The sequence below is a fragment of the Micromonospora sp. A202 genome, assembly GCF_006715105.1.
GTDB classification, from domain to species: domain Bacteria; phylum Actinomycetota; class Actinomycetes; order Mycobacteriales; family Micromonosporaceae; genus Micromonospora; species Micromonospora zamorensis.
In genome coordinates, this window is sequence record NZ_VFMP01000001.1 from 2,023,463 (window position 1) to 2,044,549 (window position 21,087).

General features: G+C 71.8%; 23 protein-coding genes. 11 read left to right on the plus strand and 12 right to left on the minus strand.

The features are described from left to right. Positions 1–7 precede the first annotated feature (7 nt). Genes hrpB through FBZ33_RS09280 form a run of 3 tightly spaced genes read right to left on the minus strand, consistent with a single transcriptional unit; the run spans position 8 to position 3,643 of the window. Positions 8–2,548, minus strand: a complete 2,541-nt coding sequence (hrpB, locus tag FBZ33_RS09270; RefSeq protein ID WP_141912533.1) for an ATP-dependent helicase HrpB — start codon at positions 2,546–2,548, stop codon at positions 8–10. 28 nt (positions 2,549–2,576) lie between these two features. Next, positions 2,577–2,777 (minus strand): DUF397 domain-containing protein, encoded by a 201-nt coding sequence (locus FBZ33_RS09275; RefSeq protein WP_088947295.1) that lies wholly within the window; start codon positions 2,775–2,777, stop codon positions 2,577–2,579. 41 nt (positions 2,778–2,818) lie between these two features. Continuing rightward, positions 2,819–3,643 (minus strand): helix-turn-helix transcriptional regulator, encoded by an 825-nt coding sequence (locus tag FBZ33_RS09280; RefSeq protein ID WP_255509115.1) that lies wholly within the window; start codon positions 3,641–3,643, stop codon positions 2,819–2,821. A gap of 183 nt (positions 3,644–3,826) precedes the next feature. Between FBZ33_RS09280 and FBZ33_RS09285 the strand changes: the two genes are divergently transcribed. From FBZ33_RS09285 to FBZ33_RS09295, 3 genes are read left to right on the plus strand one after another with little or no spacing between them, the layout of a single operon-like run. Beyond that, on the plus strand, positions 3,827–4,453 hold the full coding sequence (locus FBZ33_RS09285) for a GPP34 family phosphoprotein (RefSeq protein ID WP_141908727.1): 627 nt from the start codon (positions 3,827–3,829) through the stop codon (positions 4,451–4,453). A 47-nt stretch (positions 4,454–4,500) separates the two neighbouring features. Continuing rightward, on the plus strand, positions 4,501–6,012 hold the full coding sequence (locus tag FBZ33_RS09290) for an APC family permease (RefSeq protein ID WP_141908728.1): 1,512 nt from the start codon (positions 4,501–4,503) through the stop codon (positions 6,010–6,012). Next, a complete protein-coding gene (locus FBZ33_RS09295; RefSeq protein ID WP_088947299.1) occupies positions 6,009–6,599 on the plus strand; it encodes a GNAT family N-acetyltransferase in 591 nt (196 codons plus the stop codon). The genes FBZ33_RS09290 and FBZ33_RS09295 overlap by 4 nt, the downstream gene beginning before the upstream one ends. 92 nt (positions 6,600–6,691) lie before the next feature. Here the strand turns inward: FBZ33_RS09295 and FBZ33_RS09300 are convergent, their stop codons facing one another. Continuing rightward, entirely contained in the window at positions 6,692–7,516 is an 825-nt protein-coding gene (locus tag FBZ33_RS09300) for a SigB/SigF/SigG family RNA polymerase sigma factor (RefSeq protein WP_141908729.1), read from the minus strand. A 375-nt stretch (positions 7,517–7,891) separates the two neighbouring features. Here FBZ33_RS09300 and FBZ33_RS09305 point away from each other — a divergent pair, with 375 nt between their 5' ends. Further along, on the plus strand, positions 7,892–8,647 hold the full coding sequence (locus FBZ33_RS09305; protein ID WP_141908730.1) for a hypothetical protein: 756 nt from the start codon (positions 7,892–7,894) through the stop codon (positions 8,645–8,647). Here FBZ33_RS09305 and FBZ33_RS09310 read toward each other — a convergent pair. Further along, positions 8,596–10,185, minus strand: coding sequence for a phospholipase D-like domain-containing protein (locus tag FBZ33_RS09310; protein ID WP_141908731.1), 1,590 nt, complete (start codon positions 10,183–10,185; stop codon positions 8,596–8,598). The genes FBZ33_RS09305 and FBZ33_RS09310 overlap by 52 nt on opposite strands. A gap of 133 nt (positions 10,186–10,318) precedes the next feature. Here FBZ33_RS09310 and FBZ33_RS33305 point away from each other — a divergent pair, with 133 nt between their 5' ends. Continuing rightward, on the plus strand, positions 10,319–10,447 hold the full coding sequence (locus tag FBZ33_RS33305; protein ID WP_255508778.1) for a hypothetical protein: 129 nt from the start codon (positions 10,319–10,321) through the stop codon (positions 10,445–10,447). 64 nt (positions 10,448–10,511) lie between these two features. Here the strand turns inward: FBZ33_RS33305 and FBZ33_RS09315 are convergent, their stop codons facing one another. Together FBZ33_RS09315 and FBZ33_RS09320 are read right to left on the minus strand one after the other, a co-directional pair. After that, positions 10,512–11,498 carry a pirin family protein gene (locus FBZ33_RS09315; protein ID WP_141908732.1) on the minus strand — a complete coding sequence of 329 codons (987 nt, stop codon included), beginning with the start codon at positions 11,496–11,498 and terminating at the stop codon, positions 10,512–10,514. A 9-nt stretch (positions 11,499–11,507) separates the two neighbouring features. Then, positions 11,508–11,990 carry a MarR family winged helix-turn-helix transcriptional regulator gene (locus FBZ33_RS09320; RefSeq protein WP_088951608.1) on the minus strand — a complete coding sequence of 161 codons (483 nt, stop codon included), beginning with the start codon at positions 11,988–11,990 and terminating at the stop codon, positions 11,508–11,510. A gap of 157 nt (positions 11,991–12,147) precedes the next feature. Between FBZ33_RS09320 and FBZ33_RS09325 the strand changes: the two genes are divergently transcribed. Continuing rightward, positions 12,148–12,693, plus strand: coding sequence for a GNAT family N-acetyltransferase (locus FBZ33_RS09325; RefSeq protein ID WP_088951609.1), 546 nt, complete (start codon positions 12,148–12,150; stop codon positions 12,691–12,693). On the opposite strand, the gene FBZ33_RS09330 is transcribed toward FBZ33_RS09325, so the two are convergent. Continuing rightward, positions 12,683–13,171, minus strand: a complete 489-nt coding sequence (locus FBZ33_RS09330) for an FBP domain-containing protein (protein WP_088947304.1) — start codon at positions 13,169–13,171, stop codon at positions 12,683–12,685. The two genes, FBZ33_RS09325 and FBZ33_RS09330, sit on opposite strands and share 11 nt — an antisense overlap. Before the next feature lie 60 nt (positions 13,172–13,231). Here FBZ33_RS09330 and FBZ33_RS09335 point away from each other — a divergent pair, with 60 nt between their 5' ends. After that, complete coding sequence (locus tag FBZ33_RS09335) at positions 13,232–13,801, plus strand: TetR/AcrR family transcriptional regulator (RefSeq protein ID WP_141908733.1); 570 nt, start codon at positions 13,232–13,234, stop codon at positions 13,799–13,801. 33 nt (positions 13,802–13,834) lie between these two features. Beyond that, positions 13,835–14,422 carry a DUF1684 domain-containing protein gene (locus tag FBZ33_RS09340; protein WP_099852079.1) on the plus strand — a complete coding sequence of 196 codons (588 nt, stop codon included), beginning with the start codon at positions 13,835–13,837 and terminating at the stop codon, positions 14,420–14,422. 44 nt (positions 14,423–14,466) lie between these two features. Here the strand turns inward: FBZ33_RS09340 and FBZ33_RS09345 are convergent, their stop codons facing one another. Next, complete coding sequence (locus FBZ33_RS09345; protein WP_141908734.1) at positions 14,467–15,054, minus strand: general stress protein; 588 nt, start codon at positions 15,052–15,054, stop codon at positions 14,467–14,469. Positions 15,055–15,176: 122 nt separating this feature from the next. Between FBZ33_RS09345 and FBZ33_RS09350 the strand changes: the two genes are divergently transcribed. Both FBZ33_RS09350 and FBZ33_RS09355 read left to right on the plus strand, forming a co-directional pair. Next, positions 15,177–17,009, plus strand: coding sequence for a glycoside hydrolase family 15 protein (locus FBZ33_RS09350; RefSeq protein WP_141912534.1), 1,833 nt, complete (start codon positions 15,177–15,179; stop codon positions 17,007–17,009). A gap of 90 nt (positions 17,010–17,099) precedes the next feature. Further along, complete coding sequence (locus FBZ33_RS09355) at positions 17,100–17,600, plus strand: metallophosphoesterase (protein ID WP_141908735.1); 501 nt, start codon at positions 17,100–17,102, stop codon at positions 17,598–17,600. A 109-nt stretch (positions 17,601–17,709) separates the two neighbouring features. Here the strand turns inward: FBZ33_RS09355 and FBZ33_RS09360 are convergent, their stop codons facing one another. Continuing rightward, positions 17,710–17,925, minus strand: coding sequence for a DUF3072 domain-containing protein (locus FBZ33_RS09360; RefSeq protein ID WP_172861994.1), 216 nt, complete (start codon positions 17,923–17,925; stop codon positions 17,710–17,712). Between the two features lie 106 nt (positions 17,926–18,031). Here FBZ33_RS09360 and FBZ33_RS09365 point away from each other — a divergent pair, with 106 nt between their 5' ends. After that, positions 18,032–18,970, plus strand: coding sequence for an NAD(P)/FAD-dependent oxidoreductase (locus FBZ33_RS09365; RefSeq protein ID WP_141912536.1), 939 nt, complete (start codon positions 18,032–18,034; stop codon positions 18,968–18,970). Between the two features lie 28 nt (positions 18,971–18,998). Here FBZ33_RS09365 and FBZ33_RS09370 read toward each other — a convergent pair whose 3' ends face one another. Both FBZ33_RS09370 and FBZ33_RS09375 read right to left on the minus strand, forming a co-directional pair. Further along, positions 18,999–20,297, minus strand: a complete 1,299-nt coding sequence (locus FBZ33_RS09370; protein ID WP_141908736.1) for a cation:proton antiporter — start codon at positions 20,295–20,297, stop codon at positions 18,999–19,001. Between the two features lie 107 nt (positions 20,298–20,404). Further along, positions 20,405–21,082, minus strand: a complete 678-nt coding sequence (locus FBZ33_RS09375) for an HAD family hydrolase (protein WP_088947312.1) — start codon at positions 21,080–21,082, stop codon at positions 20,405–20,407. Between the last annotated feature and the right edge of the window lie 5 nt (positions 21,083–21,087).

The window sequence follows — 21,087 nt, forward strand, 5'->3', positions numbered from 1 at the left end:
CCGGCGCTCAGCGCCGCCGTGGTGTAGCGCGGCGGGTGGGCGTCGCCGTTCCCGGATCCTCCGGCCACGGGTGCCGGGGATAGCGCCCGCGCAACTCGGAACGGACCTGCGGATAGCCGGTGCGCCAGAACGACGGCAGGTCGGCGGTCACCGCCACCGGCCGGCCGGCGGGGGAGAGCAGGTGCAGCAGCACCGGCACCCGCCCGTCGCCGACGCGTGGCGCCACCGACCAGCCGAACGTCTCCTGAAGTTTCACCGCGAGCACGGGCGCGGTCGGGTCGGTGTAGTCCACCCGGATCCGCGAACCGCTCGGCACCTCGATCCGCTCCGGGGCCAGCTCGTCCAAGCGGGCGGCCTGCGCCCAGGGCAGCAGCCGGCGCAGCGCCGACGTCACGTCCGCCCGCGCCAGGTCGGCGCGGCGCCGGGCGGCGGCCAACTCCGGTCCCAGCCAGGTGGGTGCGGCGTCGAGTAGCGCCTCGTCGCTGACGTCCGGCCACGGGACGCCAAGATGGTGTCGGAGGAACGCGAGCCGCTCCCGCAGCGCCCGGGCCGCCGGGGTCCAGGGCAGCAGCCCCAGACCCTCCTGACGCAGGCCGGTCAGCAACGCCGCGGCCACCTCCGCGCGGTCCGGTCGGTCCAGTCGCCGCTGCACCAGCTCGATCGCGCCGAGCCGGGTCACCTCCCGGGCCACCACGTCGCCGTCGGACCAGCCGACCTCCCGACTCGTGCGCAGCAGCGGGCCGGCTGCCTCCCGGGCCGTCGCCTCGTCCACCGGCGAGGCCCGGCGGATCCGCGCCGACGGCGCGCCGGGGGTGCGGTCCGCGACGGCCACCGCCAGCCAGTCGGCACCGGCCAGCCCCGAACCGACCGCCAGCTCCGCGGCGGTCCCGCCGGTCATCAGGTACGCCGAACCGCCCGGTCGCCGCACCCGGGCCAACCGTTCCGGGTACGCCAGACCGACGAGCAGCCCGGCGGCGAGATCGTCGCTCAGCCCACCCGAGCCACCCCGGCCCACGGAGTCGGTGCGGCCGTCGGGTGCGCCGCCGGCGGGCAGGGCGGCCCGTAGCCGTCGTACCTCGGTGCGCCACCGGGCTGTCGCGCCCGCGTCGACACCAGTTCGCAGTCGACGCCAACCGGCGACCAGGTCGTCACCGGGGCCCGCCGCGCTCTCCTCGGCGAGCAGGGCGACCACCTCGGCCGCCCGGTCGGCGCCGACCCGCCCGGCGCCGTCGAGCAGCGCCCGGGCCAGCCGGGGGTGTGCACCCGCGGCGGCGATCGCCCGCCCCCGCGCGGTGATCCGGCCGTCGACGTCGACCGCGCCCAGGGTGTGCAGCGTGTCTCGGGCCACCGTCATCGCGGCGGCCGGTGGGGCGTCGGGCAGCGCGAGCCCGAGGCCGTCGGGCCGACCCCAGGCGGCCAGCTCCAAGGCGAAACCGGTCAGGTCGGCGGTGGCGATCTCCGGCTCGGCCCGGGCGGGCAGCCGCTCGTGGGTCGCCGCCGACCAGCACCGGTAGACGTACCCGGGGGCCTCCCGGCCGGCCCGGCCCGCCCGCTGGGTGGCGGCGGCTCGGGAGACCGGCACGGTGACCAGAGCGCCCAGCCCGCGGGCCAGGTCGATACGCGGCACCCGGGACAGCCCCGCGTCCACCACGACCCGTACGCCCGGGACGGTCAGGCTGGTCTCGGCCAGCGCGGTGGCCAGCACGACCCGGCGTCGGTCAGCGGGACGCAGGGCGGCGTCCTGCTCGGCGCCGCGTTGGCGGCCGTGCAACGGAAGCAGCGCCACGGTGTCGCGCAGGTCGGCCAAGCGGCCGGTGACCCCCGCTATCTCGCCGGCCCCGGGCAGGAAGACCAGGATGTCGCCGTCGCGCTCGGACAGCGCCCGCCGGACGGTGGCGGCCACGTGGTCGAGCAGGGCCCGGTCCACCGGCCCGGCCCCGGACGGTGCGATCGGGCGCGCCGGCGGCGCCCAGATCCGCTGCACCGGGTACAGCGCCGAATCGGCCCGTACCACCGGGGCGGGGGTGGACCCGCCGAGCAGCGCGGCGAACCGGTCGGTGTCCGGGGTGGCGGACATCGCCAGCAGCCACAGGTCCGGCCGGAGGGTGGCCCGCGCCTCGACGGTGAAGGCCAGCGCGAGGTCGGCGTCGAGTTGTCGTTCGTGGCACTCGTCGAGCAGCACGGCGCCCGTACCCGGCAGTTCCGGGTCGTGGTGCAGCCGCCGGACCAGCAGGCCGGTGGTGACCACCTCGATCCGGGTGGCCCGGCCCACCTTGCGCTCACCGCGGACCGCGTAGCCGACACGCTCGCCCACCCGCTCGCCGAGCAGCTCGGCCATGCGCCGGGCGGCGGCGCGGGCCGCCACCCGACGGGGTTGGGCGATCACCACCCGGCCGGTCACCCGGTCGGCCACGGCCAGCGGCGCCAGGGTGGTCTTGCCGGTGCCCGGCGGGGCCACCAGCACGCCGGCGCCGGCGGCGTCGAGCGCCGCGACCATCGCCGGCAGCACCGGGCGTACCGGCAGGTCCAGGGTTACGTCGGAGAGCACGGCCCAGTCTCGCACCGGCGTGGGTGCCTCAACGCCGACGGACCTCGCCGACGCCCCCCACGAAGGCCCGCCAGGCCGACGGCCCGAAGGCGAGCACAGGGCCGGAGCGGTCCTTGCTGTCGCGTACGGCGACCTGACCGTCGGCTGTCGCGACCTCCACGCAGTTGCCGTTGCCACTGCTGCGCGTGCTGGTGCGCCAGTCCGCTCGGGTCAGGTCGTGCGCCGTCATCCGGGGTACCTCTCGTCTGCGTCGGCGTGCCGCAGAAGCGGTCACGCAAAGTTACGAGAAGCATGCTCAAGACGGGTCAGCGACGCCGTCGGATCGAGCGCCATCCGGCACAGCTCCTCGTGCAGAAGGCTATACCCGAGCACATGATCGCCATCCTCCAGAGCCAGCCCCATCGTGAGGTTATCCAGGTAAACCACTGAGGCGTCGGCGGCATCGGCGAAGTTGAGGATCACGTACGGGGTGCTCATCGCGGGATGGCCGCCAGCCGCGAATGGAAGTACCTGAATTGTCACGTTGGGTAATTGTGCGATCCGCGTCATGTGGACCAGTTGTTCGGCCATCACAGCGGCGCCACCGACCGGGCGCAGCAGCACCGCCTCGTTGAGCACCACCGAGAGATGGACCGGATCCTCGTGACGCAGCACCTCCTGTCGGCGTAGCCGGGCGGCGATCTTGCGCTCCAGGCCGTCCTCGCCAGCGGTGCGCCGGAAGATCTCCCGTGCGTACGCCTCGGTCTGCAGCAGCCCGGGCACCGACTCGGCCTCGTACGTGCGCAGCGTCGCCGCCTCGGCCTCCAGCCCGACGTAGAACTCGAACCACTCGGGCAGCACGTCGCTGTAGTTCTGCCACCAGCCGCGTTGCTGTGCGCCTCGGGCGATCTCGATCAGTGCCTCCGCGTCGGAGCCGGTCACCTGGTAGAGCGCGAGTGCCGCCCGGACGTCGCGGGGTTTGATGCCGATCTGGGCGGTCTCGATGCGGGAGAGATTGCTCTTCGACATGTCGAGCTGACGGGCCGCCACGTCGAGGGTCATACCCGCGCGTTCCCGAAGCTGGCGAAGCTCCCTGGCGATGCGTCGGCGGCGCACGGTCGGGCTGGTGGCGGATCGGGTGGTGGGAACGGCGGTCACCGTCCGAGTCTGACAGAACAAGATCCGCAGGTCGCGCCTGCACGGAGTGCAACTTTCAAATCTGGGAGTTGCGTTGCAGTAGCAGTCGGTGCATCCTTTCCCGGTCGCGATCACTGTGGACACACCTGTGCGGGAGGACCGTTGCTCAGCGCCGACGAGTTCTTCCTGATCGCACACAACGACAGTCGTGGCAAGGCCAAGCTGCACCCGGCGGCGACCGGGCTCGGGCTCGCCGCCGGGCTGCTCGGTGAGCTGCTCCTCTATGGACACATCACCGTCTCCGACGGTCGGGTCACCGTCATCGACCGTCGTCCGCCGGCTGACGCGCTGGCGCACACCGTGCTCGACCAGCTGATCGGCGAGTCCCAGCACCAGGAGCTGCGCATCTGGCTCAGCTTCCTGGCCCAGAGCGCGACCACCTCGGTGGGGGAGCGGCTGGCCCGCGCCGGCGTGCTGCGCCGCCAGGAGAGCCGTCGACTGCTGCGTACCTCGGTCAGCTACCTGCCGATCGACCTCAACGCGGTGGCCTGGCCGGCCACCCGGCTGCGGGCCCTGCTGGAACGGCCGGACCCGCCAAGCGTGCCGGATGCTCTGCTACTCGGCCTGGTCGTGGCGACGGGGCTCACCCGCGAGGTGCTGTGGAGCGCCGGCCCGCGCGCCCACCACCGTCTGAACGTCCTCATCCCCGCGCTGCCGGCACCCCTGAAGGAGCTCGTCGGGCACACCGAGGCCGCCGTCGGCGCCGCCGTGCTGCGCGGCCTCCCCTGATCCCCCCGGTAACCCCCTACCCCTCCCTCGACAACCGGAGTAGTCGTATGCGACCGACATCGACAGCCGACCGACCCAGCAACGTCTCCGAATCTCTCGCCCGGGGCCGCCTCGGCGTCCCCTCGGTGATCTTCTTCGTGCTCTCCGCCGCCGCGCCGTTGACCGTGGTGGCCGGCGTCGTCACCACCGGCTACGGCGTCATCGGCGTGACCGGCATCCCGCTGGCCTTCCTGCTGGTCGCCGCGGTGCTCGCGCTGTTCTCGGTGGGCTACGTGGCGATGTCCCGTCGGGTGGAGAACGCCGGCGCCTTCTACGCCTACGTCTCCCGGGGTCTGGGCCGACCGGCCGGTGTGGCTGCCGCCTGGGTAGCGCTGACCGCGTACAACGCGCTCCAGGTCGGGCTGTACGGCACCATCGGCGTGGCGGCCGAGCCGGTGCTCGACCGGATCTTCGGCGGGCACCCGCACTGGTCGATCGTCGCCCTGGTGGCGTGGGCACTGGTCGGCGTACTCGGCCTGCTGCGGGTGGACATCAACGGCCGGGTGCTGGCGGCGCTGCTGGTCGCCGAGATCGTGGTCGTCCTGATCTTCGACCTGGGCCAGCTCGGCAACCCGGCCGGCGGCGAGGTCAGCTTCGCCGGGTTCGCACCGGACAACCTCTTCATGCCCGGGGTCGGCGCGGTGCTGGTGCTGGCCGTCCTCGGGTTCGTCGGCTTCGAGTCCGCCGTGGTGTTCAGCGAGGAGAGCAAGGACCCGAAGCGGACGGTGCCGCTGGCCACGTACCTCTCGGTGGTGATCGTCGCCGCGCTGTACGCGCTGTCGTCCTGGACCATGGCGGTCGCCGTCGGGCCGGATCAGATCGTCAGCGAGGCCGGCGAGCAGAGCGTTGGGCTGATCTTCAACCTGGCCGCGGCGCACCTCGGTGACACCGCGGTCACCATCGGCCAGGTGCTCTTCCTAACCTCGGTGCTGGCCGCGATGATCTCCTTCCACAACACAACGGCCCGCTACGCGTTCGCGCTCGGCCGGGAGCGGGTGCTGCCTGCGGTGTTCGGACGGACCTCGCCGCGCAGCGGCGCGCCACAGGCCGCCTCGGTGGCGCAGAGCGTGTTCGGCCTACTGGTCATCCTGCTGTACGCGGCCAACGGCTGGGATCCGGTTGTCAAGCTGTTCTTCTGGGTTGGCACCACCGGCGGCTTCGGCGTGCTGCTGCTGATCGCCACCACCTCGGTGGCGGTGATCGCCTACTTCGCCCGTTCCGGCGGCGACGAGACGCTGTGGCGGCGGGTCATCGCACCCGTCCTGGCCACCCTCGCGCTCTTCGTGATCATCTGGCTGGCCGTGTCGAACTTCGCCAACCTGCTCGGCGTCGCGCCGGACTCCCCTCTGCGCTGGCTAGCGCCCGCCGTGTTCCCGGTGGTGGCCGTCCTGGGCATCAACTGGGCGCTGGTGCTGCGCCGTCGCCGTCCGGACACGTACGCCCGGATCGGCCTCGGAGCGGCGAGCGCTGCCGCTGCGGTCAAGCCAGAGGTGCCGGCCAGCGTGGAGGTGAACCGATGAGCATCGTCATCGAGCAACTCGGACCCGACGAGACCAGCCTGGTGGCCGGCCGGATCGCCGAGGCGTTCACCGTCCTGGAGGTGACGCGCTGGCTGGTGCCCGACCCGAGCAAGCGGGAGGCCGTGCTGGCCGGGGACTTCGAGATCCTGGTCGGGCACGCCATGCGGCACGGCTTCGTCCACGCCACCGAGGACCGGGCCGCCGTCGCGGTGTGGTTCCCGTCGGTCGGCGAGCCGGCTCCGCCGCCGGTGGACTACGACGCCCGGCTGGCTGCCGCCTGCGGCGAGTGGACCGACCGGTTCCAGCATCTCGACGAGCTGTTCGCCGCGCACCACCCGCATCCGGAGCACCACCACCTGGCCTTCCTGGCGACCCAGCCGGGCCGGCAGGGTCAGGGGCTCGGCACCGCGTTGATGCGGCACCACCACGCCTGGCTGGACGCCAACGCGATGCCGGCGTACCTGGAGGCGAGCAGCCCGCGCAGCCGGGACCTGTACGCGAAGAACGGCTACCTGGCCGGGGAGCCGTTCCGGGTGCCCGACGGCACGCCGTTCTGGCCGATGTGGCGGGAGCCGGTCAGCCGCTGACCGGACCGGTCCGCGCTGTCACGCTCGCGTGACAATGCGGACACGACAGGAGGGCCGGGTCCGATGGACCCGGCCCTCCTGTCGTGGACTGATCAGTACGTGCCGTCGAGCTGACCGCGCAGCTTGGTCAGCGCCCGGGTCAGCAGTCGCGAGACGTGCATCTGCGAGACGCCGATCTGGTCGGCGATCTGCGACTGGGTCAGGTTGCCGTAGAAGCGCAGCGTGAGGATCTTCTGCTCGCGCTCGTCGAGGGTGGCCAGTGCAGGGCCGAGGGCGACCCGCAGCTCGGCCAGTTCGAACTCGCTGTCCTCGCCGCCGAGCATGTCGCCCAGCTCGGTCGCGCGCTCGCCGTCGCCGGTCGGGGTGGACAGCGATACCGCGTTGTACGCGCGGGCGCCCTCCAGGCCCTCCAGCACCTCTTCCTCGGTGAGCTTGAGGTGGGCGGCGATGTCGGCGACCGTCGGCGAGCGGCCGAGGGTCTGCAGCAGCGAGCTGTTGGCGTCGGAGATGGCCAGACGCAGCTCCTGGAGCCGGCGGGGCACGCGGATGTCCCAGGTGCGGTCCCGGAAGTGCCGCTTGAGCTCGCCGATGATGGTGGGGATCGCGTAGCCGGCGAAGTCGACGCCGCGGGAGGGGTCGAACTTGTCGATGGCCTTGATCAGGCCGACCGCGGCGGTCTGGGCCAGGTCGTCGGTCGGCTCGCCACGCCCGCTGTAGCGGTGGGCCAGGTGGTTGGCCAGCGGCAGCCAGGCCTCGATCGCGCGGTCCCGCAGGGCGGCACGCCACGGGTGGTTGGCGGGCAGCGCGGCCATGGCGTTGAGCAGGTCGGCGGCACTGTCGGTGAGGGCGCGCGGGTCAAGCTTGGTGCTCGCCTTGGCAGCGGTGTTCGGCTGCTCGGTGATCGTTGAAGCGGTCATGGGTGGTCCTCCCTGCACCTCGTCCGCGGACAAAAAAGGTGTGACGCTTTGGTTTAGCTTCCTATCGGCCGTTCGGGACCCACCTTAACCTGATCGTCTCGCGGAAATCTAGCCGAAAGGCTGATGTACTTAAGGTGTGTCGAACCACAAAAGGGGCGAACGCGGCGGAAGTTGAGAGGACTGTGAGGGTCCTTACCCATTTTCCGGCCATGCCTTGCCGCCCGGTTATCCCTCGGTTTCGATCGAACGGCCCTCGGTCCGCGCCGAGCGGTCAACATGAAATCCGACAATGGGGCAGCAGTGTCGACTATCCGTCCTTGTCCCGCCGGTGGGACCGGCCGTAGCGTCGGTGTACACACCCGGTTCGGAGGCACCGTGCTCGATCCAGCCGCTCCCCAGCTCGTCGTGAACAGTCGAACGCTCTACTTCAGCTGGCTGCCGGCGGATCCGGACGCGGTCGCCGCACTGGTCCCGCCCGGCCTCTGCCCCCGCCCCGACCGCCAGGTGTTCCTCAACCAGTACATCGTCGAGGACGAGACCCAGACCTCCGGCTTCGGCGCGTACACGCTGACCTACCTCGGCGTCTCACTGCTGGGCGTCGACGCCCCCGACGGCCTCAGTCCGGGCGGCTGGTGGACGCAGTACGTGGCCTCCAGTCGCCTGGTCCGTGAGTACGCTGCCGCTCGCGGTGCCCCGGTGCTCGCCGGCCGCACCCGGATCGAGGTGAGCGGTGAGGAGCTGCTCTCCGAGACGACGACCGACGGGACGCCGTTGATCCGGGCACGGTGCCGGGTGGGGGAGACCGGCCACGCGATCAGCAGTGGGCACCACCGCTACTTCACCCGTCGGGACGGCCAGCTCCTCAGCTCGGTCTACCCGTTCATCGCCGAGCCGGTCGCCCCATTCGAGATCGAGTCGGTGGAGTTCCTCCAGCCGGGGCACCCGACGTACGCGCTCCGCCCGGACAACCCGCTGACCATCGGCTTCGGCTACTACTCGCCGCGCTCCTCGTTCGCCTACCCCGGTGGGCTGAGCGTGCACCCGACCGTCGCCACGGCGCCGGAGCCGGCCCGAGCGGTTCACCAGGTGCCGGCCAGCCTCGCCCGCAGTGGCCTGCCGTCCGGGTCGTAGACCAGCCGGTACACCGGCAACGCCCAGGCCCGGGTGAACCAGGGCAGCCGCTCGGGGCGGTGCGGGCGCAGCCGTCCGGGCGGTCGCTCGCCCACCTGGCCGTCGTCGTACCACCGCTGGAGTGCGTCGGCGGCGGCCGTGACAGCCGCGACCGCGTCCGCCGGGTCGAGCAGGTCGGCGTCGTCCGCGCCGGCCGGGTCACGGTCCAGGTGCTCGCGCCAGAGCCGCAGCCGCAGGTCCCGGGCGAAGGTCCGCGCACCGTCGCCCTGTCCGGCCGGGTCGGTGGGCTCCCGCTGATCGCGGGTGTCGTCGAGCACCGCGCAGGACAGCTCGCTGTCGTGCGTCCAGGACCGGCGGTTGAAGTTGTCGCTGCCCACGCTGGCCCAGACGTCGTCGATGACGCACACCTTCGCGTGCACGTAAACCGGGTCGCCGGCGTGGTTCTCGACGTCGAACACGTGCACCCGGTCCGGTGCGGCCCGTTCGCACAGCGACAGCGCCTGCTCCCGCCCGACCATGTTCGGTGGCAGCGCCAGCCTGCCGTCCACGTCCGGGTGGCGGGGCACCACGGCCACCAGGTGCAGCTCCGGGTTGTCCCGCAGGGCGTGCGCGAACAGATCCGCGACCTCGGCGGACCAGAGGTACTGGTCCTCCAGGTAGATGAGCCGGCGGGCGCGGCGTACCGCCTTGGTATAACCCCGGGCCACGGTCCGCTCGCCGTCGGGGGCGAACGAGTAACGCGGGCGAACGGCGGGGTAGGTGCGCAGCACCTGGATCTGGTGCGGACCGCAGGGCGGCGGGTCGGCCGGTTGCTCGGGCAGCGGGTCAGGGCGAAGGTCGGCGCCGCGCAGCCGATCCCGCAGGTAGGCCATCGGGTTCTCCGAGTCCAGTGGCATCGGATCGGTCCAGCGTTCCCGGAACAGGGTGTCCAGAGCGCCCACCACCGGACCCCGCACCGCGAGCTGCACGTCGTGCCAGGGCGGGTTGGGCCCGTAGCGGGGGGACATCTGCACCGGCTGCGGGTCGCCATGATGATCGGCGTCGTCGCGGCGGCTGTGGCACAGGTCGATGCCGCCGGCGAACGCGATGTCCCGTTCCGGTGCGCCCTGATGTCGCAGCACCACGAGCTTCTGGTGGTGCGACCCGCCGCGCCGGACCCGCTGGTCGAGCAGCACCTCGCCGCCGGCTGCCGAGATCGTCTCGCTGAGGTCGCGGTTCTCCGCCTCGCTGTAGGCCAGCACGTCGAGGTGTGAGCGCCAGATCAGCCCCTTGACCACCACACCGCGTTGGGCGGCCTGGGCGAAGAGCTGGGCCACGGTCGGGCCGTCCGGTCGCAGCCGCTGGTCCGGGTCGCCCCGCCAGTCGGTGAAGAACAGGTGGTCGCCGGGGCCCAGAGCCTCCACCTCATCGACCAGCCGGTCGAAGTAGGCGGCGCCGTGAATCAACGGCTCGGCGAGGTTTCCCCTGGTCCAGACGGGTAACCCAGACACCGGGTTGGCGCGTTCCTCAGCGGTGAGGAACCAGTCCTGCAACGGCAACGTCCAGCCCCCCTGGAGGTCGGCAACGTCCTCACGGTAGGACCCCCGACGCGGGTCCGCATGCCGGGCCGGCAGACCGGCCCCTGGTCAACGCCATCGGAAGTGACGTGACAACAGCCGAGGAGGCCACACCATGCCCCGCGACACGACGAATCCCGTGACCGAGTACCGCGAGCCGGCGGTGGAGAGCGAGCGGGGTGCGCTGGTAGCGGTGTTGGTGATGGTGATTCTGGGCGTCGCTGGGATTTTTGCGGTCTCCTGAGGCGGCGCCGGCGCTCCCGTGGTGAACCGGGGGCGTCGGCGCCGATCTCAGTGGTGACGCGGGGTCAGGGCCGGGTGCCCTGGCCGCCGGTGTGCGGCAGTCGCTCGGTGGGGATCACGCCGAGCCGGCCGGCCTGGAAGTCCTCGAATGCCTGGAGCAGCTCGTCCCGGGTGTTCATCACGAACGGGCCGTACTGTGCCACCGGCTCCCGGATCGGCTGGCCGCCCATGATGTAGAGGTCCAGCGCGGGGGTGTTGCTGTCCTGCGTGGTGTCGGCGCTGAACCGCAGCGCGTCACCCGGGCCGTGCACCGCGAGCTGGCCGGTGCGCACCGGCCGCCGGTCGGTGCCGACCGTGCCACGACCACCCAGCACGTACACCAGGGCGTTGAAGTCGGGCTGCCAGGGCAGGTCGACCTGCGCCCCCGGCTGCACCGTGACGTGCGTGATGGTGATCGGGGTGAAGGTCGACCCCGGGCCCCGGTGCCCGGCGACCTCGCCGGCGATGACCCGGATCAGTGCGCCGCCGTCGGGCGTGGTGAGCAGCGCCGACTCCCGACCACGGATGTCCTGATAGCGGGGCGGGTTCATCTTGGCCGAGCGGGGCAGGTTGACCCAGAGCTGGGTGCCGTGGAACAGCCCGCCGCTCATGACCAGGTGCTCCGGCGGCGCCTCGATGTGCAGCAGCCCGCTGCCCGCCGTCATCCACTGCGTGTCGCCGTCGGTGATGGTGCCACCGCCGCCGTTCGAGTCCTGGTGGTCGAAGACCCCGTCGATGATGTAGGTGACGGTCTCGAAGCCGCGGTGCGGGTGCCAGGGGGTGCCCTTCGGCTCGCCCGGCGCGTAGTCGACCTCGCCCATCTGGTCGAGGTGGATGAACGGGTCCAGGTCGGTGGTCGACACCCCGGCGAAGGCGCGACGGACCGGGAAGCCCTCGCCCTCGAAGCCGGTGGGCGCGGTGGTCACCGTGCGCACCGGGCGGAAGGTGGTGGACTCCTCCAGCCGGGGCAGGCGGGGAAGGACGAGGACGTTGTCAACGGTGATCGCGGGCATCGAGGGCTCCTAGCTCGTGGCGTGGGTGGTCGAACCGGCCCGGGACGCCCGCAGGCGGTCACCGATCCGGCCGAAGACCCGGGTGAGGCAGGCGACCTCGGCGTCGTCGAGGTCGTCCATCAGGTAGGTGCGCACCGACGCCAGATGGTGGGGTGCGGCATCCCGCAGGGCGAGCAGCCCGGCGGCGGTGAGGACCGCCTCGCTGCCGCGTCGGTCGTCCGGGCAGGGCTCCTTGCTGACCATGCCCCGGCGCTGCATGGAGGAGATCTGGTAGGTCAGGCGGCTGGGCGAGAAGATGAGCCGGCTGGCCAGCTCACCCATCCGCAGCCGCTGCCCCGGTGCCTCCGAGAGCAGGACCAGCACGTGGTAGTCGGCGAAGCTGAGATCGCTCTCGGCGCGCAGGTCCTCTTCCAGCTGCGTGTAGAGACGCTGGCTGGCCTCGATGTAGGCGCGCCAGGCGGCCTCTCGGGTGCTGTCCAGGCTCTCGGTCATGCAATGACGATAGCACTCCTTAAAAATTTAACTAGTGCCGTAACGCGTCTCCTGGATCACGTTCTCGGCCATGCGGGCAACCGGTTGTGCAGCTTTGAACGAAGTCGACGCTAAACCGGCGGCGCGATGGTGACGTGATGTGCCAGACTCCGGGCTCGTGGAACACGTGCAACTCACCGCCGCCGACCTGTTGCTGCGCCCCTGGCGGGACGAGGACGCCCCGGCGGTCCGCGACGCCCTGCGCGACCCGGCGATCGCCCAGTGGAACCCGCAGGGCGGCGACCCGATCGACGACGAGGTCGCGCTGCTCTGGGTTCGCCGCCGGGCCGACTGGTCGACCGGTGGCCATGTCTCGATGGCGGTGACCGCGGCGACCGACGGCGAACTGCTGGGATCGGTGTCACTGCACCACATCCGCGACGGAGACGCGTCCATCGGTTACTGGACGATGCCTGCGGCGCGAGGGCGTCAGGTTGCGGTGCGGGCCGTCGTCCGGCTCACCGACTGGGCGTTCACCGACCTCCGGCTGCACCGGGTGGAGCTGTGCCACGCGGTCGCCAACCCGGCCTCCTGCCGCGTCGCGGACCGGGCCGGCTACGCGGCCGAGGGGACGCTGCGCGAGTCGTACCGTTACGGCGACGGCCGCCGCTACGACGAGCACCTGCACGCCCGCTTGGCCACCGACCCTCAGATCACTCGTTGACCTTGCGCAGGAACGCCGCGAGGGCGGCCCGGACGTGGTCGATCCTCTCCGGCAGGGGCAGCGGGTCGGGCATCGGCGGCCCGGCGTGCTTCTTCTTCCGCACGTAGAGCGAGCAGGCCAGGTCGGAGCACATGTACGTGCCCACGGAGTCGCCCTGCCGCCCACCCGGCCCGGCCTTACGGGCGGTCATCAACGAGACGCCGTCGCCGAGGTGTGTGGTCAGGCAGAGCGAGCACATGCTGCGCCGCACGCGCCCGATCTGGTGCGTCGCCGCCCGCAGCGCCACGCCGACGAGCCTGCCGTCGGACTCGGCGAGCAGGTAGGCCCGCTGCGGTGCGGCCTGGTCCCGCCAGCCGAAGAAGTCGAGGTCGTCCCAGGGGCGCGTCCCGAGATCGTTCGGTACGGCCATCCGCTTCGCCTCACCCTGGGTGCAGTTGACGAAGGATTTGCGGATGGCGGATTCGGTCGGCTCTAACATAGGTAGTACCCTAGCTCTCCTAGGCAAACGATTATTGCAGCTAGGTTTGGGGTGTGGTGCATGGCACGTGCAGGGGTTACCGCCGAGCGCCTGACCCTGGTCGCGGCCGACCTGGCCGACGAGGTGGGCGTGGAGAACGTGACCGTTGCCGCGCTCGCACGCCACTTCGGGGTCAAGGACGCGAGCCTGTACTTCCACATCAGGAACGGGCGGGACCTGCGGGTCCGGATCGCCCTGCTGGCCCTGGCGGAGCTGGCCGACCGGGTAGCCACCGCACTCGCCGGCCGGGCCGGCAAGGACGCGCTGGTGGCCTTCGCCAACGCCTACCGGGACTACGCGAGGCAGCACCCCGGTCGGTACGCCGCGATGCAGATCGACCTCGACCCGGAGACGGCCGCTGCGAGCGCCGGTGTCCGGCACGCCGAGATGACCCGGGCCATCCTGCGCGGCTACCGGCTCTCCGAGCCGGACCAGACCGACGCGGTACGGATGATGCACAGCACGTTCCACGGGTTCGTCAGCCTGGAGCAGACCGGCGGCTTCCGGCACACCCCGCGTCCGACGGACGACTCGTGGTCCCGGACGTTGGACGCCCTCGACGCCGTCCTGACCAACTGGCCGCCACGCTGAAGTGCCGCCGCGTGACGGCATAGGCTCGGTGGCGTGGATGATCTGGAGCTGGCCGACTGGCGGGAGCGGGTCGCCCGGCTGTACCTGTCCGACGTCGACCTGACCGGGTTCCGGGCGGGGCGCGACGAACTCTTCGCGACCCACCCGCAGAGCCCGATCCCACCGGCGGAACGGGTCGGCTTCTCCGGGGTGCGCTATTTCCCGCCCAACCCCGACGCCGTGGTGGAGGCGCCGCTGCGGGCGGCCAGCGGAGAGCTGCGGATCGACACCGGCGGTCCGGACGGGGTGGTCGCGTACCGACGGGTCGCGGTGGCCGAGACACCGTGGGGGCCGCTGACCCTGTGGTGGATCGAGGCGTACGGCGGCGGCCTGTTCGTGCCGCTACGGGACGGCACCTGCGGGCGGGACACCTACGGGGGAGGCCGCTACCTCACCGACACGGTGAAGGGGACCTTCGGCCGAGGCGTCGAGCTGCTGCCCGGCGACCGCGTCCGGCTGGACGGCAACTACCTCTACAACCCGAGCTGTGCCTACGACGACCGCTGGGCCTGCCCACTGGCACCGCCGGAGAACCGCGTCGAGGTCGACATCCGCGCCGGCGAGTTGACGTACCACGACTGAACGGCCGCCCCGGCGTACTGCCGGGACGGCCGGTCGATCGTCGCTCAGCGGTTGTTCGCGGCCGGGTTGGGCATCTGCATCCGGCCCAGCAACTGGCGGGCCTGGTCGGCGAACTGCGCGTCGACCGTCACCGCGTACTGGCCGGCCCGCAGTGAGCTGGCCGAGGTGAAGTCACGCTGCCCGCCCGTCATCGCGTGTGCGACAGCGCCGAACACGGCGCCCCAGATCGCACCGATGACCAGCCCGACAAGGATCACTGCCAGCCAGTTGCCGACGGTGAAGATGCCGAACAGCAGGCCGATGAAGAGACCGAACCAGGCACCGGTGCCGGCGCCGAGCAGGCCGGCGCGGCCGGTGGTCATCCGCCCGAGCACCGACTCCACCAGGGTGAGGTTGGTGCCGACGATGGCGCTGTGTTCCACCGGGAACCGGTTGTCGGCCAGATAGTCGACGACCCGCTGTGCGGCCGGATAGTCCGGGTACGAGCCGATAGTCACGGTTGGCGGTCCGGCCTGCGGCCCGTGACCGTCACCGGCCGGTGTCGCCAAACGGCCGGCCGGCCCGGTTGGAAGCAGGTCGCCACCCTGTGCGCCGGGCCGCCATGCGGCGGTCGGCCCCGAAGCTGACGTCATGAGCATCCCCCCTCGTCAGCTTCCCGGGTTCCCGCCCATGCCGAGCGGTAACGCCAGCCAGCACGGTGAGTGCCGTGCCCGAACGGGAGGAGTGTGCGCGGGCGGCCCGGGTAGCCAGTCAGGTGGAGAGCGGACAGATCAGTGACTACGGGTTCCTCGCCGACGGCCGCAGCGCGGCGCTGGTCGACGCTGCGGGCTCGGTGAACTGGTGGTGCCCGGGCCGGTTCGACGCCCCGTCGGTGTTCGGGCGGCTGCTCGACGACGACGCGGGGCACTGGTCGATCCGACCGGAGGCCGACTTCAGTGTCGAACGCAGTTACCTGGAGGACACCCTGGTGCTGCGGACCGTCTTCCGCACCGCGCAGGGAGAGGTCGCGCTCACCGACGCGCTCGCCTTCGAGCCCGGCTCGCGAGGTCACGACATCGGGATGCACCCGCCACAGGTGCTGGTCCGCAGCGTGCAGGGACTCTCCGGTGCGGTGCCGATGCGGGTGCACTACCGGCCGCGCTTCGAGTACGGGCGCACCATCGCGTACCTGGTCGAGCGGGAGGACATGCTCGAGGCCATCGCCGGGGCCGCGCGGCTCACGTTCCGTGGCAGCGTGCGGTTGACGTGCGGCGACGATGGCGATGCCGCAGCGACGTTCACCGTCCGCGCCGGCACGACCCACAACTTCACACTCGGGTACGCCCCGACCTACGACGCCCCACTGCCGGAGGTGCCGGACGCCGACCAGACGATCGCCGACACCGTCGCCGGCTGGCGGTCCTGGGCCGCCGAGCACGACTACCAGGGCCTCTACGCCGAGGAGGTGCGGCGCAGCGGGCTGGTGGTGCAGGGCATGACGTACCGGCCGAGCGGCGCGGTGGTGGCCTCGGTGACCACCTCGCTGCCGGAGAAGCTCGGCGGGGACCGCAACTACGACTACCGCTACGTCTGGGTGCGCGACTTCAGCCACACCCTGCGCGCGCTGTGGCGGTCGGCGTGCTTCGACGAGGTGCGGCGGCAGTTCGCCTGGTTGGGCCGGGCGATGGGCCGGGTCAGCGACCAGCCGGTGCCCATCATGTACGGGGTCCTGGGGGAGCGGGACCTCACCGAGCATCGGCTGGACCAGCTCGGCGGTTACCGCGACAGCCCGCCGGTGGTGACCGGCAACGACGCGTGGCGGCAGCGGCAGAACGACATCTACGGCGCGGCCATGGACGCCGCCTGGCTGATGCGGGACCAGCTGGAGCCGTTCGACAGGGACGTCTACCACCTGCTCCGGGTGCTCGCCGATCAGGCCGAGCAGGACTGGAAACAGCCGGACGCGGGGATGTGGGAGGAGCGTGGAGTGCAACACCACCACGTGTCCTCGAAGGTGGAGTGCTGGGTCGCACTGGACCGGGCGGTCCGCTTCGGCGACCAGCTCGGCGGCCCGCAGGACCTGGCCCGCTGGACGGCGGCCCGGGACGAGGTGCGCGCGGCGATCCTCGAGCGGGGGTGGAGCGACCGGCTCCAGTCGTACACCGGGATTTTCGATTCCGACGAGCTGGACGCGTCGGTGCTGGTGATGCCGCTGGTGGGTTTTCTGCGGGCCGATGACCCGCGGATGCGCTCGACGGTCCGCGCGGTGGAGCGGCGGCTGTCGCACGACGGCCTGCTGCGGCGCTGGGACGGTGACCCGGCGGGCTTCGTCATCTGTTCGTTCTGGTTGGTGAGTTGCCTGGCGTTGGCCGGTGAGCGGGACCGGGCGCACGCGTTGTTCCGCGATCTGGCTGGTCGGGTCAACGACCTGGGCCTGTTCGCCGAGCAGATCGACCAGCAGACCGGGGAGCAGTTGGGCAACTTCCCGCAGGCGTTCTCACACATCGGCCTGATCAATGCCGCCGGTGTGCTCACCGACGTCGAGCAGGACCCGACGTTGCGCGAGTGCGGGATGCCCCCGGCGCATTTCACCCCGCCGCGTCGCTGACCCGTACTTCGTCAAAGCTTGGCCAGTTTCGATGCGTTCACGCAGTCGCGTCTCCGGGCGGGCGGCCGCGGCACGGGGGAGAATGCCTGCATGCGGTTGGTGCTCACGGCGGACACCCACGTACCGAAGCGGGCCCGGGACCTTCCCGGGCCGCTCTGGGCGGCGATCGAGGCGGCGGACGTGGTCGTGCACGCCGGTGACTGGGTGGACGAGGCGTTGCTGGACGCGATGACCGCGCGGTCGCGCCGGCTGATCGGGGTGTACGGCAACAACGACGGGCCGGCGCTGCGCGCCCGGCTGCCGGAGGTGGCCCGGGTCGAACTCGACGGCCTGCGCGTCGCAGTGGTGCACGAGACCGGGCCACGGACCGGTCGCGAGAAGCGGTGTGCGGCCCTGTTCCCCGATGTCGACCTCCTGGTCTTCGGGCACTCCCACATTCCCTGGGACACCGAGGCGCCCGGCGGGCTGCGGCTGCTCAACCCCGGCTCACCCACCGACCGGCGCTCGCAACCGCACGCCACCTACCTCAGTGCCACCATCAGTGCCGGCCGCCTGGCCGAGGTGGAGCTGCACCGGCTGACCCGCGGCTGACCGCCGGCCACGGTGCTGGCCCGGGGCGTGATCGACTCCGCTTCCCTGATCTCGCGGTGTCCAGGACTCCCGGACACGCCATGGTCGCGGAAGCGGAGTCGACCAGTGACTACTGGCCCCGGCCCGTCTCGGCCTGGAGCTCGTCGATGCGCTTGGACGCCTCGGCCTTGGTCAGGTCGTCCGGAAGATCCGCGTTGGCCTCGCGGGCCAGCGTGTTCAGGTAGGACTCCTGAGCCGCGGTGGGCGGCTCGTCACCGGTGACCCATTCGTCCGGGTCCTTGATCGCGGCATTCTGGTCAGCCTGCTCGTTGCGGCGGTCCGTCATTGTCATCATCCTTTCTTCGAACAGGTGTGCCAGTACCCTCGTCGTCGGTGGTTCATGCGCCACCGCCGCCACCTACGATCACCGGATGAGCGTGGACCGAACGCGAGTGGTGGTGGTCGGAGCGGGCATCGCCGGGGTGGCCTGTGCGGTCGAGCTGACCCGGGCCGGGGTGCCGGTGCAGGTCCGGGAGCGAGGCCACGTCTGTGGCGGCCGGATGGCCAGCAAACGCTTCGAGGGCCGGCCCGCGGACATCGGCGCGGCGTACTTCACCGCCAGCGACCCGGACTTCGCCGAGCTGGTCGAGCAGTGGCGCGCCGCCGGGCTGGTCCGCGAATGGACCGACACGTTCCAGGCCTACGACCGGGCCGGCCGCCAGGAGGTGCCCGGGCCGATGCGCTTCGCCGCCCCGCGCGGGCTGCGCTCCCTGGTCGAACACCTGGCCGGCGAGGTGCCGGTCACCGTCGACAGGCTGGTGCTCACAGTGGAGCCCGGGCCGACAGTGGACGGCGAGTCGTGCGCGGCGGTCGCCCTGGCCATGCCGGGCCCGCAGGCCGCCCTGCTGCTCGACCCGGCCCTGACGGCCGCCACCCAGCTCGTGCAGGCGCAACGCTGGTCGCCGACGCTCGCTGCGGTGCTGCGGTTCCCGACCCGCCGCTGGCCGGACTTCCGGGGCGCGTTCGTCAACGACCACCCGGTCCTCAACCTCGTCTGCGACGACGGCGACCGACGCGGCGACGGCGCGCCGGTGCTCGTCGCGCACACTGTGCCGGAGTTCGCCGCCGGGCATCTGACCCAACCCACCGGGGCCGGCCCGGCTATCGAGCAGGCCGTCCGGGACCTGCTGGGACTGCCCGAGCAGGCCGCCGACGTGCACGTGCACCGCTGGACGTACGCGAAGCCGACCAGCGACGCCGGCGGCGGCACCTATCACCTGGACCCCGACGGGATCGGTCTGGCCGGCGACGCGTTCGGCAAGCCCCGGGTGCAGAGTGCCTGGCGCTCCGGCAGGGACCTCGGCCGTGCCCTGGTCGCCCGCCTGACCTGAGCGGCGTGCCCGGGGCGTTGACGCAGGGCTAGGGGTGCCCCGCCGCCGCGACCGGCCGTGGATCGTCGGTGTGCCGTTCGGCCGGGTCGGAGGTCCGCTCGCCCTCCCGGTCCAGCAGTTGCATGACCGGAGTCGCCGCGATGCCGTGCACCACCACGGAGACGAGCACCACCAGCCCGACGGTTGCCCAGAGCAGCTCGGCCTGTGGAAAGTCGGCCTTCGTGGTGGCGTACGCGAGGTAGTAGAACGAGCCGACGCCGCGGATGCCGAACAACGAGATGACCCAGTGCTCGGCCGGCCGTCCTGGCGCGCCGCGCAGCGACAACCAGCCGATCAGCGGTCGGATCAGGAACACCAGTGCCAGCCCGACGGCGGCCGCCGGCCAGGTCAGCGGGGTCAGCAGACCGCCCACGATCGCGCCGCCGAGCAGCAGCAACAGCACGAGGGTGAGCAGCCGTTCGACCTGCTCGGCGAAGTCGTGCAGCACCGAGTGGAACTCGTGGGTCCGCTCGGCGGCCCGGATCGCCCGGGCGGCCACGAACACCGCCAGGAAGCCGTACCCGCCGACCACCTCCACCAGCCCGTACGCCAGGAACGTGGCGGCCAGCGCCAGGAAGCCCTCGGCGTGCCGGGCCAGCCGCAGCTCGCTGGGCGCGCGGAAGAACAACTTGCCCAGCAGCCAACCGATGAGAAGCCCACCGCCGACGCCGACGCCCACCTTCCACAGCACGTCCACCGCGAACCACTCGGCGAACCAGTCGCGCGGGGCGAGGCTCGTCGAGGCGATGGCGATCGCGGCGTACACGAACGGAAACGCCAGCCCGTCGTTGAGACCGGCCTCGGAGGTCAACGCGAAGCGGACCTCGTCCTCGGAATCCTCCACGTCGGTCGGTTCGCCCACCTGCACGTCGGCGGCGAGCACCGGGTCGGTCGGGGCCAACGCGGCACCCAACAGGAGTGCGGCGGCCGGCACCAGCCCCGCCCACCACCAGCCGAGCAGGGCCACCGCCGCGATGCACAGTGGCATCGCGATCGCCAACAGCCGCCAGGTGGACGACCACCGCCGCCAACTCAACGGCCGGTCAATCTTGAGCCCGGCGCCCATCAGCGCGACGATCACCCCGATCTCGGTGAGGTGGGTCGTCAACTCCGGGTGGGCCAGCGGATCCGGTGTCGGTAGCCCCACCGGCAGCAGGAATACCAGCATGCCGAGGGCGAGGAAGGCGATCGGCATGGACAGTGGACGCTGCTCCAACACCCGCGGGAGGATGCCCGCGAGCAGAGCGCCGAGGCCCACCAACGCGAACGCCACATCTACCGGCTCCACGGCACCACCTTTCAGCCCGCACCCGCGAGGCGCGGGCAGGTGGTGACAGACCATGCCCCGCAGGGCCGGTCGCTATGCGCGGACGGGTGGGTGAACCCGAGTGATCCTCACCGGGGTCGGGTGAGCGGCGAGTCCGCCAACTCGCCCAGCAGGGCGGCCGGGTCGTCGTACACCGCCACCGCGCCGGCGCCGGCCAGCTCGCCCCGACTGGTGCCGCCGCAGGTCAACCCCACGCAGGGGATGTTCAACTTGCCGGCCGCGACGACGTCCCACACCGAGTCGCCGACGAAGACCACCCGCTCCGCGGCCAACCCGGACTGCTCCAACGCGGCGACCAGGATGTCCGGTGCGGGCTTGCTCTGCTTCGCGTCCGCCGAGGAGGTGACCGTGTCGATCACGTCGTCAACGCCCAGTGCCCGACGGAGCGCGCCGACCTCGGGCTCCGAGGCGGAGGTGGCGAGCACCACCCGCAGCCCTCGCTCGGCGCAGGCGCGCAGCAGGTCCGCCGCCCCGGGCAGCGGCGTGAGTCGTTCCCAGTACTCGGCATAGAGGGTGTCGTGCGCGTCGCGCAGCTTCGTGTCGGCGTCGCGGTCCCGCTCTGGCCCGAGCAGGTGATCCAGGAGTTTGTCGGAACCCATCCCGATCGACCGGTGCACCATCGCCATCGGCACCGGCTGATCGGTCTGCCGCAGTGCCTCCCACCAGCTCACGGTGTGCAAATAGGTGGTGTCTACCAGGGTGCCATCGACGTCGAAGAAGACTCCGGCGGGCTCGTCGGTACGCATGGGCG

Coding starts and splice junctions, on each gene's coding strand:
- FBZ33_RS09275 (WP_088947295.1), bottom strand. CDS start 2,777: ATGACGGCGCACGACCTGACCCGAGCGGACTGGCGCACCAGCACGCGC.
- FBZ33_RS09290 (WP_141908728.1), top strand. CDS start 4,501: ATGCGACCGACATCGACAGCCGACCGACCCAGCAACGTCTCCGAATCT.
- FBZ33_RS09295 (WP_088947299.1), top strand. CDS start 6,009: ATGAGCATCGTCATCGAGCAACTCGGACCCGACGAGACCAGCCTGGTG.
- FBZ33_RS09300 (WP_141908729.1), bottom strand. CDS start 7,516: ATGACCGCTTCAACGATCACCGAGCAGCCGAACACCGCTGCCAAGGCG.
- FBZ33_RS33305 (WP_255508778.1), top strand. CDS start 10,319: ATGCCCCGCGACACGACGAATCCCGTGACCGAGTACCGCGAGCCGGCG.
- FBZ33_RS09315 (WP_141908732.1), bottom strand. CDS start 11,498: ATGCCCGCGATCACCGTTGACAACGTCCTCGTCCTTCCCCGCCTGCCC.
- FBZ33_RS09320 (WP_088951608.1), bottom strand. CDS start 11,990: ATGACCGAGAGCCTGGACAGCACCCGAGAGGCCGCCTGGCGCGCCTAC.
- FBZ33_RS09330 (WP_088947304.1), bottom strand. CDS start 13,171: ATGTTAGAGCCGACCGAATCCGCCATCCGCAAATCCTTCGTCAACTGC.
- FBZ33_RS09335 (WP_141908733.1), top strand. CDS start 13,232: ATGGCACGTGCAGGGGTTACCGCCGAGCGCCTGACCCTGGTCGCGGCC.
- FBZ33_RS09345 (WP_141908734.1), bottom strand. CDS start 15,054: ATGACGTCAGCTTCGGGGCCGACCGCCGCATGGCGGCCCGGCGCACAG.
- FBZ33_RS09355 (WP_141908735.1), top strand. CDS start 17,100: ATGCGGTTGGTGCTCACGGCGGACACCCACGTACCGAAGCGGGCCCGG.
- FBZ33_RS09360 (WP_172861994.1), bottom strand. CDS start 17,925: ATGACGGACCGCCGCAACGAGCAGGCTGACCAGAATGCCGCGATCAAG.
- FBZ33_RS09375 (WP_088947312.1), bottom strand. CDS start 21,082: ATGCGTACCGACGAGCCCGCCGGAGTCTTCTTCGACGTCGATGGCACC.